At 64.0% G+C, this 13,682-nt stretch carries 12 protein-coding genes; 10 read left to right on the forward strand and 2 right to left on the reverse strand.

Features of this window, described 5'->3' with window-relative positions; all coding sequences use genetic code 11:
* The first annotated feature begins 8 nt into the window (after window positions 1-8).
* From C2L71_RS01620 to C2L71_RS12235, 3 genes are all read left to right on the forward strand, one after another.
* Entirely contained in the window at window positions 9-1,829 is a 1,821-nt protein-coding gene (locus C2L71_RS01620) for an ABC transporter ATP-binding protein (protein WP_103264035.1), read from the forward strand.
* Window positions 1,819-3,561: an ABC transporter ATP-binding protein gene (locus C2L71_RS01625; RefSeq protein ID WP_103264036.1), complete on the forward strand. Its 1,743-nt coding sequence runs from the start codon at window positions 1,819-1,821 to the stop codon at window positions 3,559-3,561. Before C2L71_RS01620 ends, C2L71_RS01625 begins: the two co-directional genes overlap by 11 nt.
* Window positions 3,562-3,625: 64 nt before the next feature.
* Window positions 3,626-3,925 carry a hypothetical protein gene (locus tag C2L71_RS12235; protein WP_239926213.1) on the forward strand — a complete coding sequence of 100 codons (300 nt, stop codon included), beginning with the start codon at window positions 3,626-3,628 and terminating at the stop codon, window positions 3,923-3,925.
* Here C2L71_RS12235 and C2L71_RS01630 read toward each other — a convergent pair.
* Together C2L71_RS01630 and C2L71_RS01635 are read right to left on the reverse strand one after the other, a co-directional pair.
* Window positions 3,900-4,832 carry a hypothetical protein gene (locus tag C2L71_RS01630; RefSeq protein ID WP_239926214.1) on the reverse strand — a complete coding sequence of 311 codons (933 nt, stop codon included), beginning with the start codon at window positions 4,830-4,832 and terminating at the stop codon, window positions 3,900-3,902. The two genes, C2L71_RS12235 and C2L71_RS01630, sit on opposite strands and share 26 nt — an antisense overlap.
* A gap of 270 nt (window positions 4,833-5,102) precedes the next feature.
* Window positions 5,103-7,106 carry an MDR family MFS transporter gene (locus tag C2L71_RS01635; protein ID WP_103264037.1) on the reverse strand — a complete coding sequence of 668 codons (2,004 nt, stop codon included), beginning with the start codon at window positions 7,104-7,106 and terminating at the stop codon, window positions 5,103-5,105.
* Window positions 7,107-7,316: 210 nt separating this feature from the next.
* On the opposite strand from C2L71_RS01635, the gene C2L71_RS01640 reads away from it, so the two are divergent.
* From C2L71_RS01640 to C2L71_RS01675, 7 genes are all read left to right on the forward strand, one after another.
* Window positions 7,317-7,955 carry a TetR/AcrR family transcriptional regulator gene (locus C2L71_RS01640; protein WP_103264243.1) on the forward strand — a complete coding sequence of 213 codons (639 nt, stop codon included), beginning with the start codon at window positions 7,317-7,319 and terminating at the stop codon, window positions 7,953-7,955.
* A gap of 1,029 nt (window positions 7,956-8,984) precedes the next feature.
* The gene (locus tag C2L71_RS01645; protein WP_103264038.1) at window positions 8,985-9,617 is read left to right on the forward strand and encodes a tryptophan transporter; all 633 of its coding nucleotides are present in this window, start codon (window positions 8,985-8,987) and stop codon (window positions 9,615-9,617) included.
* A 397-nt stretch (window positions 9,618-10,014) separates the two neighbouring features.
* The gene (locus tag C2L71_RS01650; RefSeq protein WP_103264039.1) at window positions 10,015-10,854 is read left to right on the forward strand and encodes an energy-coupling factor ABC transporter ATP-binding protein; all 840 of its coding nucleotides are present in this window, start codon (window positions 10,015-10,017) and stop codon (window positions 10,852-10,854) included.
* On the forward strand, window positions 10,851-11,708 hold the full coding sequence (locus C2L71_RS01655; RefSeq protein ID WP_103264040.1) for an energy-coupling factor ABC transporter ATP-binding protein: 858 nt from the start codon (window positions 10,851-10,853) through the stop codon (window positions 11,706-11,708). Before C2L71_RS01650 ends, C2L71_RS01655 begins: the two co-directional genes overlap by 4 nt.
* Window positions 11,705-12,475: an energy-coupling factor transporter transmembrane component T family protein gene (locus tag C2L71_RS01660; RefSeq protein WP_103264041.1), complete on the forward strand. Its 771-nt coding sequence runs from the start codon at window positions 11,705-11,707 to the stop codon at window positions 12,473-12,475. Before C2L71_RS01655 ends, C2L71_RS01660 begins: the two co-directional genes overlap by 4 nt.
* Window positions 12,476-12,594: 119 nt before the next feature.
* Window positions 12,595-13,053 carry a hypothetical protein gene (locus C2L71_RS11885; protein WP_170042394.1) on the forward strand — a complete coding sequence of 153 codons (459 nt, stop codon included), beginning with the start codon at window positions 12,595-12,597 and terminating at the stop codon, window positions 13,051-13,053.
* 279 nt (window positions 13,054-13,332) lie between these two features.
* The gene (locus tag C2L71_RS01675) at window positions 13,333-13,641 is read left to right on the forward strand and encodes a carboxymuconolactone decarboxylase family protein (protein WP_103264043.1); all 309 of its coding nucleotides are present in this window, start codon (window positions 13,333-13,335) and stop codon (window positions 13,639-13,641) included.
* Window positions 13,642-13,682 lie beyond the last annotated feature (41 nt).

Here is a 13,682-nt window from a genome sequence, read left to right on the forward strand (position 1 = left end):
ACGGGGCGATGCCCGTGGCGCCGCCTGACCCCAAAGAGGCCGTCGGACGACTGCTCGGATTCGCGGGCCCGCGCAAGAAGCTCGCGGTCCTAGGGTGCGTGCTCGCGGGCGTAAACGGCGTCTTCGTGGTCATGCCCCTGGTGTGCGTGTGGTTCGTGCTGCGCGACCTCGTGGCCGTGGCTCCCAACTGGAGTGCTGCGGAGGGGCTCGCCTTTTGGGGCTGGCTTGCGTTCGCGTTCTCGGCAACGGGCCTGTTGGTGTACTTCGCGGCGCTCATGTGCACCCACCTGGCGGCGTTCCGCACGGCGGCGAACATGCGCAAGCAGGCGCTCGGCCACCTGGGACGCGTGCCGCTCGGCTACTTCGACTCCCACGCCTCGGGGCATCTGCGGCGCGTGGTGGACGGCTGCGCCGGCCAGACCGAGGACATGCTTGCGCACAAGCTGCCCGACTTCGTGGGATCGCTCGTCACCCCGGTGGCGTTCGTGGCGGTCATGTTCGCGTTCGACTGGATCATGGGACTTGTGTGCCTCGTTCCCATTGCCATCTCGGCGCTCATGATGTGGTGGATGATGGGGCGTCGGACGAAAAACGATGGCATGCCGTTCATGATGCTCTACCAAGATGCGCTCAACCGCATGAACAAGGCGGCCGTGGAATACGTGCGCGGTATCCCCGTGGTGAAGGTATTCCAGCAGACAGTACATTCGTTCCGCGCGTTCTCCGAAGCTATCATGAGCTACCGCGACATGGCCTACCAGTACTCGAAGTCGTGCCAGCGCCCTCAGGTCGTTCAGCTCGTTGCCATCAACGGCACGTTCGCCGTGCTCGTGCCTGCGGGCATCCTCCTGGCGCATGCCGCGGGCGATTTCGCAGCGTTTCTGACGGACTTCCTGTTCTATGCGGTGTTTTCGGCCATAACTACCACCATGATGACGAAGATGATGTATGCGAGCGAGGCCGTGATGATGGCGCAGGACTCCGTGCGCCGCATCGACGAGATACTCGCGACAAGGCCGCTGGCGGAGCCGTCGGCGGTGCAGGCCGGGCATCCGCGCGATGGCTCGATCTCCTTCGAGCATGTGGGCTTCGCGTACCCTGGCGCTTCGGGAGACGCGCTGGTGGACATGAGCTTGGAGGTGCCCGCCGGCTCCACGGTAGCGCTCGTGGGACCCTCGGGTGGAGGCAAGACGACGGCCGCCAGCCTCGTGCCCCGCTTCTGGGACGTGGATTCGGGCAGCGTGAGCGTAGGCGGGGTGGACGTGCGCGACATCCCCGCCTCCGAGCTCATGGCGCAGGTGGCCTTCGTGTTCCAAAACGACCGCCTGTTCAAGGCGTCGCTTTTGGAGAACATCCGCGCTGCGCGTCCGGGCGCCACGCGCGCACAGGTGGAGGCCGCAGCCCACGCCGCGCAGTGCGATGACATCATGGCGAAGTTCCCCGACGGTTTGGACACGCAGGTAGGCGCGAAGGGCGTGTACCTCTCGGGCGGTGAGTGCCAGCGTATCGCGCTCGCCCGCGCCATCCTGAAGGACGCCCCCATCGTTGTGCTCGACGAGGCCACGGCGTTCGCCGACCCGGAGAACGAGGCGCTCATCCAACGCGCCTTGGCGAGGCTCTGCGAGGGCAAGACGGTGCTCATGATCGCGCACCGGCTATCCACCGTCACGGGCGCAGACGTCATATGCGTGTTGGACGGGGGCCGGGTGGTCGAGCGCGGCCGGCACGACGAGCTGGTTGCGGCCGGCGGCCTGTATGCGAAGATGTGGAACGATTACCGCACGTCGGTAACGTGGAGGATCGAAAGGAGCGGTACCCATGCTGCGTGATAAGTTCGCACTGACTGAACAGGGCGCGCGCGATTTCAAGCGCGGCGTGGGGGCCTCGGCGTTGGCTAACGTCGTGCTCATGGCGCCCATCGGCGTGCTGTTCACGGTTACGGGCGCGTTCGTGTCCCACTTGACCGACCCGTCGCAACCGTTGCCGGAGCTCGGAGTGTACCTGCTGGCCATCGTTGCGGTGCTCGCCATCATGCTGCTCACGCAGAATCTCGAGTACGACAGCACCTACAACGTGGTGTACAACGAAAGCGCCCGCAAGCGCATCGGGCTGGCCGAGAAACTGCGGCAGCTGCCGCTGTCGTTCTTCGGGCAGCGTGATCTGTCCGATCTCACGAGCGCGGTCATGAAGGACTGTGCCGACCACGAGCGCATGTTCTCTCATGTCATGCCGCAGCTGTTCGGTGCGGCCATTTCGACGGCGGTAGTAGCCGTTTGCCTGCTCGCATTCGACTGGCGTCTGGCGCTGGCGGCGCTGTGGCCTATCCCGGTGGCAGTGGCGGTGCTGCTGTCCACCACGCGTCTTCAGCAAGCGGCGGGACGCGCCCGCAACGAGGCGAACCTCGAGCTTGCCGACGGCATCCAGGAGTACCTGGAATGCGCCCGCGAGATCCGCGCCACGAACCAGGTCCCGGCGTTTCTCGGGCGTGTGGGAGAGCGGGTAGACGCCTTCGAGCATGCGAAGATCAGGGCGGAGCTGACTGCCGGCGTGAGCGCGTCGTCGGCCCAGGCGCTTCTGCGGCTCGGCATCGGCACCACGGTGTTGGCGGGCGCGCTGCTCATTGCGGACGGGCAGGTGGACTTCATGGTGTTCTTCTGCTTCCTGCTGGCGGTCACGCGCGTGTACGATCCGGTGAACGTCATCCTGCAGACCATCATCGAGTTGCTGGACTTGCGCCTGAACATCGCTCGGCTGCAGGCTATCGAGGACGAGCCTGTGCAGGCAGGTGCGACCGAGTTCAAGCCGGCGGGTCACGACCTATCCTTCGAAGGCGTGTCGTTCTCCTACGGCGAGGGCGAGCGCGTGCTGAGCGACGTGACATTCACCGCCCGCGAAGGCGAAGTGACGGCATTGGTGGGACCCAGCGGCGGAGGTAAGTCCACCGTGGCCAAGCTGGCTGCTCGCTTCTGGGATGCCGATGCGGGACAGGTGCGCGTGGGAGGCGTGGATGTGGCTGGCGTGGAGCCGGAGGCGCTCTTGGCAGACTACGCCGAGGTGTTCCAGGACGTGGTGCTGTTCGACGATACGGTGATGGGCAACATCCGGCTCGGCCGGGCCGGCGCTTCCGACGAGGAGGTTCTCGCCGCTGCTCGCGCCGCGAACTGCGATGAGTTCGTGCTGCGCATGCCGCAGGGCTACGACACCCCCATCGGCGAGAACGGAAGCCGTCTTTCGGGCGGCGAGCGCCAGCGCATCTCCATCGCCCGCGCCATCTTGAAGGACGCGCCTATCGTGCTGTTGGATGAGGCCACGGCCTCGCTCGACGTTGAGAACGAGACGCAGGTGCAGACGGCGCTCTCGCGGCTTCTGGCGGGCAAGACCGTGCTCGTGATCGCGCACCGCATGCGCACCGTAGCGAACGCCGACAAGGTCGTGGTGCTGAAGGAGGGCCGTGTGGCGGAGGAAGGCTCGCCGGACGAGCTCATGGCACGCGAAGGCGGCTTGTACCGTCGCATGGTGGAGCTGCAAACCGAAACCGCCGGGTGGTCGCTGGCATCGTAAGCGGCGATATGCACCCTATCTGCGCATGGTACTCGAGCACTATCATGCAGAAGGATTCTGCGCGGTGGCCGAAGAGCTGCCGCGCAGCGCTCACCGTCGAGATGCGCGGCGCTTTCGACAGGCTATTGCGCTTGCTGCGAGTGTCCCGGCAGCCAAGAGCACGATGTCGGCGACGACGGTCGGCAGCACGCTGTCGCCTGTTGCAGCGAGAAGCGTGGCGCTTGACGAAGAAGGCTGGGAGTCGGGCGTCGGGGGCGTCGGTTCGGATGCAGGTGCGATTACGGGAACGCCGCTCGCAGCGAGGAATAGCGGACTGGCGGCTGCGCCCTTCTTGACGGCTACGACGCCGGTGGTCGCATTGTAGGTGTAGTCCCTCGGCCGTCTGCGCTTCCCAGGCGCACGCTCACCGAGCTGGGCAGCGTATAGCCGGTGTCGGCCGTGAGCGTGAGGCAGTTGCTCTCCTCGCCGTCCTTCTCGTACGTTGCGACCGGCTGCTCGGCACCGGTTCCCGCAAGGGAGAGCCCGGCCAGGCTCGCGTTCACCGGGAAGGTGCACGAGCTCACCGTCCCCCCTTCGCCGATGATGATGGGACGTGCGAAGAAGCCACCCTCGACGACGCCCCGATTGGTCACGTCGCCAAGGAGCATGCCGCTCGAGACAGTGCCGCCTTCTTTGTTGCTCACGATGGAGGAGAACGCCCCGCCTCCGATGGCGTCGTAGTTCGTCACGGCGCCTGCGAACGTGCCGCCGGTGATGGCGGCCGCATTCCAGTCGGGGTCGGGGTCGCCGTTGGCCACGGGGCCGGCGAACGTGCCACCAGATATGGTGCCGTCGTCGTCGGTGGTGTCCTCGTCGTTGTTCGCAACGGTGCTGGTGGAGGAGAACGTGCCGCCTGCAATGATGCCGGCGCCAACGTCGCTCGGCACGTTTTGCACGGTTCCGTTGAACTCGCCGCGTTGGATGCTGCCCTCGTTCTTCACCCGGTCGTTGAACGTGCCGTCTTCGATGATGCCGCTGTTCCAGACGCGATCCTCGCCGGAAGCGTCGAATGTGCCTCCTGCGAACGTGAACGCGTATCCCGCCTCGAGCACGAGCACGTCGTTCTCGTACGTCCACCCGTCGCCCGATGTGCCCGCCGGCGCGCCGCCGGCGCCGATTTCGATCGTGACCGGGATGGTCGTTTCGTCTCCTTCGCCGGCGAGCGCGACGCTCGGAACGAGCGAGCAAGCAAGAACCAGTGCTGCAACCGATGAGAGCAGGCGCTTCCTCATAGGGGCTCCTTTCGGGAAATCAATCCCGAAATGCTAGCATGGGGGAGGGAGTCGCTTCCGCCGTCTACGAAATAGGACGAAGAGAATGCGAAAGCGGCAGTCATTCGGCTGCCGCTTTCGCAAAACGCCTCCGTCAGCCTTCTCAAATGAAGGCGGAATGGGCTTAAGCTGGGAAAGAACGTGAGAGGCTTGAGAGCGCGCAAAAACACCCGAGGGCAGGCGAGGCTGGAACCCCCTCGGAAGACTCCCAAAGGTACGGACCCTCGGGAGCTAGATCGAAGACGCCACGGCTTCGTCGTCGGGAAGATCCGCCGCATGCTCGGCCCGCTCGAGCTTCGAGGGTCCGTCGGGGCCCCCATCCTGCGCAAGCGCCTCCTCGCCGCGCTCGGCCAGGTACTGCTCCATGGAGTAGAGGGTGATGTCGGAGCGGTTGATCACGCCCACGATATGCCCTTCGTCCAGCACGGCGACTTTCTTCAGATGGTTGTCGCCCAGTACGCGACACACTTCGGGCAGATCGGCGTGCACATCCACGCCGATGACGCCTTTCGTGGCGATGGAACGAACGTCCATCTGCATGAGGTTGTCCAGCTTGCGGGCGAAGTCCTTGTTATCCGCATCGGCGTCCACCGTCTGCATGATCATGACCACGGGGTCCATGAGCATCTGCGAGCGCTTCGACAGGTAGCGCAAGATGTCGCCGTCGGAGACGAATCCCACGGCTTCTCCAGCTGCGTTCACCAGCGGAGCGGCGCTGATGTGCTTGTCCACCAGAAGTTTCATAGCCTCGGCCACGGTTGCGTGCGCCGGAAGGGTGTACACGTCGCGCTTCATGATGGATTCGAGCACCGTTCGACGCGAATTATCCTTGTCCTTGAGCGCGGACTCTCCGGGGCGATCCTTCACGAGCGCAATCACCATGATAAGGCCGATGAGGCAGAGCATGCCTGCGAGTCCGAACGCAACATCGATGCCGAATATGCTTGCCAGCGTGCCGTCCGTTCCCGCCGATGTGCTCATGTTCGTGGCGATGGTGGAGGCTGACACGAGGATAGCCGTGCCAAGCGAGCCCGCTACCTGGCGGAACGTGTTGTTCACCGACGTGCCGTGGTTCACCAGCTCGTTGTCGAGCGCGTTCATGCCCCAGGTGGTGATGGGCATGTTCACCAGCGAAAGCGAGAACAGGCGCACCGTATAGAGCAGCGTGATGGTGATGAGCCCGGTTTCAGGACCCAGAAACGCGAACGCGAACGTGGTGATGGTGAGCACGCTCATGCCGATGAGGCTGAGGGTACGGGGCCCGTGCCGGTCGAACAGACGGCCGGCAATGGGACCCATGACGCCCATGATGATGGCGCCGGGCAGTAGCACGAGACCCGATATGGTGGCTGTGTAACCCAACAGCGACTGCAGGTAAATGGGCACGAGGATACCGGCCGCCAGGAGCGCTCCCTGCACGAGCATGCCGATGATGGTGGAAACGAGGAATTTGCGGTTCGCAAGCACGCGCACCTCGAGCATGGGATGCTCCATCTTCAGCTGACGGCGGAAGAACAGCACGAGGGCAACCACGCCCACAACCGTGCCGACGGCCGCATCGATGCTCAGGCCGTACGAGCCGATGGTCGAAAGGCCATACAGTAGTCCGCCGAAGCCAAGGGTGGAGAGAATGACGGAGGGCACGTCGAGCGTGACGTCCTTGTTTGTCTCGCCGCCGCGCTTGAGCACGAAAACGGCCACGACTACAACGATGATCGAGAGCGCGGTGATGATGTAGAACATGTCGTGCCAGGTGGCGCGATCGATGATGATACCAGCCGCCGTGGGACCGATAGCGGGACCGAAAGCGATGACGATGCCGAACAGCCCCATGGCCGTTCCCCGCTTGTCCACCGGGAACGTCCACATGAGCACAGTCATGACGAGCGGCATGAGAATCCCCGCGCCCGCAGCCTGCACGAGGCGGCCTATCAGCAGCACGGCGAAATTGGGCCCCCAGCCTGCCAGCGCGCTGCCCACAGTGAACACGCCCATGGACACGAGGAACAGCCGTCGCGTGGTGAACCGGTCGGTGAGGAACGCCGTGATGGGGATCATGATGGCGTTCACCAGGGTGAAACCCGTGGTCAGCCATTGAGCCGTGGCGGCGTCGACGTTCATCTCGGCCATGACCGAAGGGATGACAGGAGCGACGACGGTCTGGTTCAAGACGGTAACGAACGTGCCGAACACGAGCACTGCCAACGTGACGATCTGCTTGCGCGATAAACCCATATGCAGGTTCCTTCCAAAAGTGCTGCGAACAAAAACGCCTTCGAAGGGAGCTTGACGCAAACCCGACTTCAAAGACGTCCGTTTTCGTGCGGATGAATCGATTTACACTCAGTATAAATATATATTCGGTAGATGAAAAGTCCTGCAGGAAAAAGCTGTGGTACCCTGCACGGAAACGGCACATCGGCAGCGATGGAAGGTGCGCGCAACGTGGAACAGGCACAGCCTTCGGCGGAAGGTCTTCGGTATCGCAAAAAGCTCAAGGCGCGGCTCGCAGTGGAGCGGGCTGCGCTGGAACTGGTCATCGAACGGGGCTTCGACGGCGTGACGGTGGAGGACATCTGCGCCCGCGCTGAGATTTCCAAGAAGACGTTCTTCAACTACTTCTCGTCAAAAGCGGCTGCCGTCATGGGCCGCATGGATTCGTTTCCTGACGACGGGCGCCTGGCCGAGATCCTCGAGGAGCACGACGAAGCGTGCTACCTCGACGTGCTCGTAGGCGTAGTTGGCACGAGCTTCGCGTCGGGCGTGGACGAGAGCATCGTCAATCTACGCCGCGAGGCCCTTCGTTCTATGCCCCAGCTGTTCTTCCAAGGGCAGCGCGACCTGCTGGCTGTCCAGCACTCCATCGCCGCCGCGCTGCAAAGGTATCTCGTCGCGCATCCCGAGCGTCGCATGCTGGTCGGCCAGCCGGTCGAGGAGGAAGCGCTCGTGGCGTCATCCACGGCCATCGGTCTGGCGCGCACGCGCTCCATGCTGCACGTGTGCGGCGATGCAGAGCCCTCGGCGGCCGAAACTCGCAGTCTTATCGTCACGTACCTTTCTGCGGGGGATGCCGCTTCGGGCTAAGACGCCCTTCGCGCGGAAACCTCCTGCGTTTCGCCATGCTCGCTCGGCGTATCGAAACGACGGTTCCGGTTCGGATTCTCAGCCGGCAGGCGTCCCGCGACGCTAGCCGATTCCGGCGGCTCCTTGGGCATCGCGACTGCGCTCTCCTGGCAATGGCCGTGCTCGGCTTCGCCTGCGTTTTCGCTACTCATAACCGTAAGCGTGACTAACAAACGCGAAGAGCGGGCATCGCGTTGGCTGGCGCTCTGCGCTCCGCCTTGAGCGGCACGTTGCCTCCCGATACGCGATTTGGGCGTCGATTGTCACGAAAATCGCCGCTTTGAAGTGTTTTGAGTGCTTGAGGGAGCAATCGCGTACAAATATTCGAGCATGCGTCACGAGCGATCTGGGGTTTTACCTGCACCGAGCTACTGAATGCCGCCTTTCGAGTATGCGGATGCTTCACAGCGGCGATTTTTGTGACTTTGAAGCGGGCTTTCTTGTAACGAGCGCTGCGCCGAGCAAGAAGTCCCGGTGCGTCGTAGGAGGGCCAATGCAAAAAACTTCTTGACAGCTTCCCGCTCCGGTATGCTAAAGTATGCGCCACAACTTAATAGCTGAAACCGATGAGGCGAAAGTCAAGCCATCATGAGCACTCACAGAGAGCGGGCGCAGCTGGGATTCCCGCAGTAAGCTGGATGGTAAATGGTTCGCCGAGGGAAAGGGGAAAGGAAGGCATGGCGCGCACGGGGCCGAGCCGACCGAGTATCTGGACCGTGAGCCTGCGTTAAGGGCAGAACATGTGTTGGCATGTTCGTGAGAGGGTTCTGCATCGCAGAGCCAATAAAGGTGGCACCGCAGGTTACAACACCTGTCCTTTATCTCAAAGGACAGGTGTTTTTTATTGCGGCGCAAAACGGCGGCGAAAGCCGCGCATACCTTGAAGGCGAAGCGAGAAGGTTCCTCATCCGCGAAGTTCGTGCCGGCAAACCAGACGCCCCGGGAGGGGCAATGACCGGCGGGAACTCCGCCAAGAAAGGATTGAGGAACATGGAACAGCAGATCAAGCGCGAGGTTGCAACGCAAACGGCAGCGGCGACGACGGGCGAGGCGGCCGCCCCGCGCAAACGCGACGTGGCAGCGGCGCCCAAGAAGGCGGGGCTTTCCACGCAGGATCTCATTCTCATCGCCGTGCTGCTTGCGGCCGGGGCGGTGCTCAAGCTGACGGTGGGCTCGCTGCTCTCGTCGATGGGCATGAAGCCGAACTTCATCATCGCCATGTACTGCCTGGCCATCATCCTGACGAAGCCGAAGCTGGGCCAAGCGCTGATCATCGGTCTGTTGGCGGGGCTTATCTGCCAGATTCCCCTGCTCAACGCCACACCGCTTTTGAACATTCCCTCCGAGGTTCTCGGTGCGCTCGCCTGCGGCCTGCTCATCAAGGTGCCGATGCGCATCGGCGGCAAGTTCGACCTCAACCCGCTCGTCAACACGTTCATCTCCACGGTGGTGTCGGGCGGAACCTTCGCGCTGCTGTCCGTCTACATCAACGTCGTGTCCACAGGCGGCGACGTCATGGTGGCATTGGCGACGTACGCGGCCATCGTCTTCGGCACGGCCACATTCAACTGCATCCTCGTGCAGGTTCTGGCCATGCCGCTGAAGAAGGTTCTCAAGCGCTAGCGCATCGTGCTCCGGCGGCAAGGAGGCCGCCGGAACCGCCTGACGCTGCGGGTGTGTGCAGGAATCGAGCGTGCTTCCCTTCGTATTTGGCAGAGAATTGGAGGTATGTGAAATTCCGACGGCGGACGAAGGGCGCTCGTGGCATTTCAATTCCAGTGACCTGGGATTATGACAAGACGATTCCGCAATGCGCTGGTTGACTCCCGCCCGAAGTCACATACCCCGCATTCTCTGCCAAAAGAGCCCTCTGCGCGAGCGGGGGCGGGAGCCGCGGGTCAACGGGGGCAGCGGGTCAACGGGAGCTGCGGTGACAATGGGAGCACGTGGGCGACGGGAAGAAGCGATGAGCCGACAGGAAAGAAAAGCATCAGGTAGGAACCGACGAGGAAGACCCAACATGATCGAAATCTCGAACTTCTCATTCAAATACCGCGAAAGCGATCAGCCGGTGGTGAGCGGCATCGACCTCACCATCCCGGACGGCGCGTTCGTCGGCATCACCGGGGCCGCCGGCTCGGGCAAATCGACCCTGACCTACGCGCTGAACGGCATCATCCCGCATTGCTATCCGGGCGACTTCTACGGCTCCGTCGTCATCGACGGGCTCGACACCTGCGATGTTGTGCTCACCGACGTGTCGCAGGTGGTGGGCAGCGTGTGCCAAGACGTCGACAGCCAGTTCGTCACGTCGATCGTGGAGGACGAGGTGCTCTACGGCCTCGAGAACTTCGGCGTGCCGCGCGATGAGATCGAGGGCCGCGTGAGCCGGGCGCTGGCCGACATGGGCATCTCCGATTTGCGCGATCGCGTGATCTCGTCGCTGTCCGGCGGGCAGAAGCAGAAGGTGGCCATCGCGTCCATCCTGGCGCTCAACCCGCGAGTGCTCGTGCTGGACGAGCCCACCGCCGAGCTCGATCCGGCCAGCTCGCAAGCGGTGTTCGACCTGCTGGCGCGCTATGCGCGCGAGCACGGCACCACCGTCGTGGTGGTGGAGCAGAAGATCGCGCTCTTGTCCCAGTACGCCGACCTGTTGGTCATCGTCGACGAGGGGCGCATCCGCTTCGCCGACGAGCCCGCGAAGGTGCTGGAGCATTCGGACGAGCTCAAGCGGATCGGCGTCAACTGCCCGCGCTCGACCACGCTCATGAACCGTCTGCGCGCCGAGGGCCTGTACGGCGGCGCGTCCGTCCGCAACGTGCGCGAAGCGCGCGAGGCATTGAAAGAGGTGCTCGCATGATCGAGTTCGACGACGTGCACGCGTCCTACGAGGCAACGCTGCCCATCTTGAAGGGCGTCAGCTTCACGATCCGCGACGGCGAGTTCGTCGCGTTCGTGGGCACGAACGGCGCGGGAAAGTCCACTACGATGCGCCTGGTGAACGGCTTGCTGAAGCCCGATGCCGGCCAGGTGCTCATCGACGGCGTTCCCACGACCGAGCTGCGCACGAGCGAGCTCGCGCGGCGCGTGGGCTTCCTGTTCCAGAATCCCGACAGCCAGATCTGCTGCAACACGGTGCGCGAGGAGCTGCTGTTCGGGTTCAAGGCGCTCGGACAGGCGGGTCCCGAGGCCGATGAGCGCGTGGACGCCATCATCGAGGAGTTCGGCTTCGATGCCGACGACGACCCGTTCCTGCTGAACCGCGGCGCGCGCCAGCTGCTGGCGCTGGCTTCCATCGTGGTGCTCGCGCCGCCGGTGGTGGTGCTCGACGAGCCCACCACCGGGCTCGACTACCGCGAATGCGCGAAGGTGATGGACATCGTCCGGCGTATCCACGAGCGGGGCACAACGGTGATCATGGTCTGCCACGACATGGAGGTGGTGGCCGACTACGCGACACGCTGCATCGTGATGAGCGACGGCACGGTGGTGGACGACGCCCCCACCTTCGACGTGCTGCGCAACCGCGACACGCTCGAGCGCGCCTCGCTCGTTCCGCCGCAGATCGTGGACCTGTCGTTTGAGCTGGCGCGCGATATGCCACAGCTCGCCGAGACGGCCGTCGCCCGCGCCAACACGGTGGACGAGATGCTGGCCGCCGTCGCCGAAGAGGCTCGAACAACCCAGGATGTCGAAAGGAGCGTGTGCGCATGAGCTCGTTTCTCGAATACGTGCCCGGCACCAGCCTGCTGCATCGCATGAACCCCGTGGCCAAGCTGGCGGCGGCCGCGTTGTTCGCCGTCGCGTGCTTCTGCTCGAGCAACCTCGTGTTCTTGGCTGTGCTGCTGGCGGTTGGGTTTGCGCTGGCCGCGACATGCGGCATGATGAGGCCCGCCATCGGCCTCGCGAAGGCGGTGTTCGCGTTCTCGCTGATCCTTGCCGTCGTCCAAATCCTCACGACGTCGAGCGGGGCGGTGCTGGTGGAGCTGCCGTGGGGCTACATCGGCACGGGCAGCCTGTTGGCGGCTCTCACCACGGTGGTGCGCCTCGTGGCCGCAGCCATCCCGCTGTTCCTCGTGTTCTACGTCACGAAGATGAACGACATCACGAACGCCGTGGTGAAGGTGCTGCACGTGCCGTACAAGTACGCGTTCACGTTCACGTCCACGATCCATTTCATCCCCCTGTTCATGAACGACATGAAGGGCATCATGGAGGCGCAGACCGCGCGCGGCGTGGAGTTCGACGCGGGCGGCATCGTGCGGAAGGTGCGCCTGATGGTGCCGCTGTGCGTGCCGCTGCTCGTGTCGTCGGTCCGCAAGACCAACAGCGCCGCCATCGCCGCGGAGGTGCGCGGCTTCAACTTGCGCGGAGTGGCGAGCGGCTACAAGGAGTACCCGTTTGCGGGTTACGACGTGGCCGTGATGGCGGTCGCGATCGCGCTGGTCGCCTGCGCCGTAACGCTGGGGATCGTGCTGTAACGGCGGTCAGGCGTCCTTGCGGAGGTACACCATGTCTCGGAGCTGGATGCCGTCTTCGAACATAGGATGGTCGTAGTTGTCGATGGACCTTCTACTACTAATACGACGATATGTACAAGATGCCCGACGCGGTGATCGACCGGAACCTGCCCAAGCAGCTGCCATCGTTTTTCCTGAGGTACTTCACGGGCGGGCAGACGCCGGCGGGCCACGACCATGAGGTCACCCTCGCTCTGCGCGCGTTCCAGCCTATAATCAACCGATTGTGCCTGCTGTTGACGAATGCGTCGTCCTTGCTGGTTGCCCGACGGGTGAAGGGGGCTGTCATGGAGCTGTGGGCGGCCGAACTCGGTGTGGGCGCCGAAACTGCGCTCGCAGGCGACGCCCGCATCGTGCTTGAATGCGTGGCGAGCGGCATCCTCGGGCTCATGGCGTATCGGGCCGAAACGGGTATGCGCGTATCGGTCGAGGAGATCGCGAAAGCCCTGGCCCCTGCGCTGCCCGATGCGCTTGCGCCGATACTCAAGCGCGTCCTGGAAGCGGAGGCTGGATCCATATCGGAAGTCGTCCACGCCTGACGCGCTGCCGCGCTCGCGCTCATTGCGGCCCCCGTGGTGGGGACGATGCTGCTGCAAGAAGGGTGTGCCTGCGTCCGCGGTGGAAGCCTTTTGCCGGGATCGTCGCTTGTCGGCGGATGCCCTCCAATTGCGCTGCCTTCCCTGCCCGGATCGTAACGGTTCGTCGGCCGGTGGATTGCCGGCCCTCTTCTCGCGGACTTGGAGGCTATACTGGAAGCTCCAAGGGCAAGCCAGCGGGCACATGGCGCACGCGGCGCCCAACGGCGAAGGAGGCTTACGATGGCGAAGGGATTCGAGCTGTTCGTGAACGAGGAGCCGGAGCTCGGCAAGGCGTACGGCGGCATGGTCATGCAGGTGGCGAAGTCGAGCGCGCTCGACCAGAAGACGCAGGAGCTGGCCTACCTGGCCGTGCTCTCCGCGCTCGGCATGACGGGCGGTCTCGGGTTCCACGTGACCTCGCTCAAGAAGCTGGGCGCCACGCGCGAGGAGGTGCGCAGCGCGGTGCTCGTGGGCCTGCCCGCCGTCGGCATGACCGCCATCGAGGCGCTTGGAGCCGCGCTCGACGCCTACGATGCCGCTGAGGCGTAGACGCGCGCCCGCCCTGGCCGCTGCCTGCCTCCGAAATCCCC

The sequence above is a fragment of the Enteroscipio rubneri genome, assembly GCF_002899715.1.
Lineage (GTDB): Bacteria > Actinomycetota > Coriobacteriia > Coriobacteriales > Eggerthellaceae > Enteroscipio > Enteroscipio rubneri.

What these genes read in the sequence shown, in the direction of transcription:
- C2L71_RS01620 (WP_103264035.1), top strand. Translation starts at nt 9, where the DNA reads ATGCCCGTGGCGCCGCCTGACCCCAAAGAGGCCGTCGGACGACTGCTC.
- C2L71_RS01630 (WP_239926214.1), bottom strand. Translation starts at nt 4,832, where the DNA reads ATGAGGAAGCGCCTGCTCTCATCGGTTGCAGCACTGGTTCTTGCTTGC.
- C2L71_RS01645 (WP_103264038.1), top strand. Translation starts at nt 8,985, where the DNA reads ATGGAACAGCAGATCAAGCGCGAGGTTGCAACGCAAACGGCAGCGGCG.
- C2L71_RS01625 (WP_103264036.1), top strand. Translation starts at nt 1,819, where the DNA reads ATGCTGCGTGATAAGTTCGCACTGACTGAACAGGGCGCGCGCGATTTC.
- C2L71_RS01650 (WP_103264039.1), top strand. Translation starts at nt 10,015, where the DNA reads ATGATCGAAATCTCGAACTTCTCATTCAAATACCGCGAAAGCGATCAG.
- C2L71_RS01655 (WP_103264040.1), top strand. Translation starts at nt 10,851, where the DNA reads ATGATCGAGTTCGACGACGTGCACGCGTCCTACGAGGCAACGCTGCCC.
- C2L71_RS01660 (WP_103264041.1), top strand. Translation starts at nt 11,705, where the DNA reads ATGAGCTCGTTTCTCGAATACGTGCCCGGCACCAGCCTGCTGCATCGC.
- C2L71_RS11885 (WP_170042394.1), top strand. Translation starts at nt 12,595, where the DNA reads ATGCCCGACGCGGTGATCGACCGGAACCTGCCCAAGCAGCTGCCATCG.
- C2L71_RS01675 (WP_103264043.1), top strand. Translation starts at nt 13,333, where the DNA reads ATGGCGAAGGGATTCGAGCTGTTCGTGAACGAGGAGCCGGAGCTCGGC.
- C2L71_RS01635 (WP_103264037.1), bottom strand. Translation starts at nt 7,106, where the DNA reads ATGGGTTTATCGCGCAAGCAGATCGTCACGTTGGCAGTGCTCGTGTTC.